This window comes from Longimicrobium sp., assembly GCF_036280135.1.
GTDB lineage: Bacteria > Gemmatimonadota > Gemmatimonadetes > Longimicrobiales > Longimicrobiaceae > Longimicrobium.
Map to the genome: position 1 here is coordinate 1 of NZ_DASURI010000770.1, position 3,587 is coordinate 3,587.

Genomic DNA, 3,587 nt, shown 5'->3' on the forward strand with positions numbered 1-3,587 from the left:
GCGTTGGAGAGCACGGCGCGCAGCAGCTCGCGCACGCGGCGCGGGTCCGTCTCGGCGCTGCAGTCGCCGCTGGGCGAGCACTGCAGCACGAGCGCCTTTTGCCGCGCGGCGGACTCCATCTCCCGCATCAGCTCGGCGGCCACCTGGCCCACGTCCACGCGCTCCAGCCGCACCTCCACCTCGCCGCTGTCCAGCCGCGCGTAGCCCAGCACGTCCTCGATCATCCGCTGCAGCTGCCGCGCGTTGCCGGCCACGCGGTCCAGGTGGCGGCGCTGCACGTCGGCCAGGGCGCCGGCCTCGCCGTCCAGCAGCAGGTCCGTGAAGTTGACGATGGAGTTGAGCGGCGTGCGCAGCTCGTGGCTCACCACGGCCAGGAAGTCGCTCTTGGCCTGGTTGGCCGCCTCGGCCTCGGCGCGGGCAATGCGCTCGCGCAGCAGCAGCGACTCGCGCTCGGCCTGGGCCCGCTGCCGCTCCGTGATGTCCTCCACGATGCAGTACACGCCCAGGATGCCGCCCGCGACGACGATGGGCACGAGCGTGACGCGCGCCTCCACCCGGCGCCCCGTGCGGTGCACCAGGGCCGTCTCGGCGTTCTGCGGCGCGCCCCCGGCGGCGGCGGCAAAGCGGTCGCGCATGCGGTCGCGGTCGTCGGGCGCCACGAGCGACCAGAAGGTGGCGCTGCGCAGGTCGTCGGCGTCGTAGCCCGTCAGGCGCTCCGCGGCGGGGTTCATTGTCCGCGGGGTGCCGTCCAGGTCGAACGAGAAGATGGCGTCGGGGTTGTTGTCGAAGAGGGAGCGGTACCGCTGGCGGCTTTCCTCGTATCGCTCCGCGACCTCCTTGCGCTCCGTGAGGTCGCGGGTGATCTGCCCGAAGCCGATGAGCTTGCCCCCGGCGTCGTGGATGGCCGTGAGCACCACGCTCACCCACAGCCGCGCGCCGTCGCGGCGAACGCGCCACGCGGTGGTCTCGCAGCGTCCGTCGCGGGCGGCCGTGTGCAGGTCGCGGTCGGGCGCGCCGTCGTCCGCCTGCTCCGCCGGGTACAGGATGGCGAACGGCTGGCCCAGCGCCTCGGCCTCGTCATGCCCGAACATCCGCTCCGCGCCCTCGGTCCAGGTGGCCACGCGGCCCTCGGGGCTGAGCAGGATGATGGCGTAGTCGGTGACGTTCTCCACCAGCAGGCGGTAGAGCTCGTCGCGGCCGGGGAGCGCGGAGGCGCGGGTGCGATTCGGCATGGCTGCGGGGTTGGTGGATCGCCGGCGAAACGGACGGAGGGCGCGGGATGCAAGATGTCCGCCGGGGGGAGGGAATCGGGAACAGGGAATAGGGAATAGCCTGCGGGAACTGCAGGGACAGGGTACAGGGGACAGCCTGCAACAGCCACGAGCCGTGGTCCGGCGAGTGCCGGCGCGTCGTCGTTCCATCTTTCCCGTCCCAAACCGTCGAGCCCCGTCCGGCGGCGCGTACGCGCCCTCCCGGACGGGGCTCTGCTTCGACGTGCGGATGTCGTGACGGTGTACGACGACCGCCCACTCTGGGGCAGTCCGCGCAGGCGGACTTCGTGCCTTTCCAGCGGCGAATCCATTCGCTCCGGCTGGGGGACGGCGCTCTTCCGACTGGGGCGCTGCTGGGGCGCTGCGTTTTTCCCTCCGGCCGGGGGACGGCGCAGCGCTCCGACACCTCAGCTCCTCAGCTCGCCAGCTTGGCGCGCACGCGGTCACTGATGAGCTGCTCCAGGCGGCCCTGCGTGCGGCACTGCGCCGCGACGGCGTTGGCGCCGTCGTTGCTGCGCGCGAACGCCTCGATCATCGTGTCCAGGCGCGAATCGCCGCCGTCGCTGCCGGGGTTGACCGTGGTGCTCACCGTCATGCGGATGGTGTAGTTGGCCGCGATCTGGCTGCCGAACTGGCCCACCCCGCAATCGAAGAAGCGCGTGGCGCTCTCGCCCTGGAACCGGCGAATAACGGTGGCGCCGCCCATGGCCGTGCGGCGGTCGGCATCCGCGCTGGTTTCCAGGCCCAGCTCCTGGTACACGGCCGGCAGCACGGCCCACACGCGGTCCACGGGCGCGTCCACGGTGTTCGACACCACGCGCACCTCGGCGCTGGTGGTCACGTGAATGGCGTCGCCGGTGTTGACCACCTGCGTGGGCACTTCGACCGGGCCCCTGGACGGCGTCGAAGCGGCCGGGCCGCACGCCGTGAGCGCGCAGCAGGCGGCGAAAAGGATCTTGCGCATGGAATGAACGGGTGCGGGTAAAGGGGCCTGGGGGAAGACCGCGATCTGCGGGGCAAGTTAGCGACGCCCCCGCGCGCGGTCAAAAGCAGTAACGCGCGAACCCGGTCGTTTTTCGACACGAACGCGGACGGTATCCTGCGCGTACGACGATCCGTCGCGTCCGATCGCGCAACCCCGCGCACGTCCCCGGTACTCGCCCGGACTGTCGGCGCCGGCCAAGGTCACGCATCCGGAGCCCCGACTCGACCGTTGCGCATCATCTCCCTCGCGCGTGCGGGGTGGCCTTGCTAGCTTGCGGATCCAGGCGGATTTCACCTCGCACCCGCATCCACGTCCTTCCCATGTCCCTACGCAACCGCGCGCTGCCCGTGCTGGCGGCGCTCCTGCTCGCCACGCCGGCGGCCGCGCAGATCGACCCGCGCATCACCGACGCCGAGTCGCTCGTGCGCGCCATGCACCACCGCTGGAACGAGTCGTGGTACCGCACGCTCACGTTCACGCAGGCCACCACGCGCGTGCTGCCCAACGACTCCAGCACGACGGAAGTGTGGCGCGAGTGGGGCTCCATGCCGGGCCGGCTGCGCATCGAGATGGGCCCGGCCGAGCTGGGACGCACGGTCATCTACAACCGCGACAGCACGTTCGTCCTGAACCAGGGCCGCGTCGTGCGGCGCGACGAGCGCTGGAACGAGCTGATGACGCTGGGTTTCGACGTCTACACGCAGGCGCCGGAGCGCACGATGGAGCAGCTGCGCCGCGCCGGGTTCGACCTGTCGCGCTTTCACGTCGACTCGCTGGACGGCGTGCCCGTCTACGTCGTGGGCGCGGACCGGGGCGACGCGGCGTCCAGGCAGTTCGCCATCGAGGCGGACCGGCTGCTGTTCATGCGCTTCATCTCGCCCATCCCCAACCAGGCGGGCAAGACGCAGCACGTGTGGTTCCGCGCCTACCAGCCGGCAGGCCGGGCGTGGATCGCGCCGGAGGTGGAGGTCCTGGTGGACGGCCGCCGCGTGTTCCACGAGGTGTACTCCGACATCCGCGTGGGCGAGCCCATCGACGAGCGCCTCTTTGACCCCGACGCCGCGCCCTGAGGGCGCGGCGCTCCTCATCCTTCCTTCCCATCCTTCCCCATGGCGACAGGACAACTTCCCCGCGCGGCCACGCTGCGCATCATCCGGGCGGCGCTGCTGATGGGCGTGCTGCTGTTCGGCGCGATCACGTACTACATCAACGGGCAGCGAGGCGGGGGGCAGGGCACGGAGAGCGCGGAGGCCATGCGCATCGTGAACATCGTGCTGCTGGTGGCCGCGGCCGTGGGCATCCTGTTCATCCAGCGCCGCCACGCCGCCGAG

General features: G+C 71.4%; 4 protein-coding genes. 2 read left to right on the forward strand and 2 right to left on the reverse strand.

Annotated features, from left to right (window positions below):
* The coding region (locus tag VFZ20_RS24880; RefSeq protein WP_329686662.1) for a PAS domain S-box protein at positions 1–1,232 on the reverse strand (1,232 nt) is incomplete at its 3' end.
* Between the two features lie 454 nt (positions 1,233–1,686).
* Positions 1,687–2,235 (reverse strand): hypothetical protein, encoded by a 549-nt coding sequence (locus VFZ20_RS24885; protein ID WP_329686663.1) that lies wholly within the window; start codon positions 2,233–2,235, stop codon positions 1,687–1,689.
* A 341-nt stretch (positions 2,236–2,576) separates the two neighbouring features.
* On the opposite strand from VFZ20_RS24885, the gene VFZ20_RS24890 reads away from it, so the two are divergent.
* Together VFZ20_RS24890 and VFZ20_RS24895 are read left to right on the forward strand one after the other, a co-directional pair.
* Positions 2,577–3,326: a hypothetical protein gene (locus VFZ20_RS24890; protein WP_329686664.1), complete on the forward strand. Its 750-nt coding sequence runs from the start codon at positions 2,577–2,579 to the stop codon at positions 3,324–3,326.
* A gap of 39 nt (positions 3,327–3,365) precedes the next feature.
* The coding region (locus VFZ20_RS24895) for a hypothetical protein (protein WP_329686665.1) at positions 3,366–3,587 on the forward strand (222 nt) is incomplete at its 3' end.

Bases quoted from the DNA above. Each gene is read 5' to 3' on its own strand.
- VFZ20_RS24885 (WP_329686663.1), bottom strand. From the start codon at position 2,235: ATGCGCAAGATCCTTTTCGCCGCCTGCTGCGCGCTCACGGCGTGCGGC.
- VFZ20_RS24890 (WP_329686664.1), top strand. From the start codon at position 2,577: ATGTCCCTACGCAACCGCGCGCTGCCCGTGCTGGCGGCGCTCCTGCTC.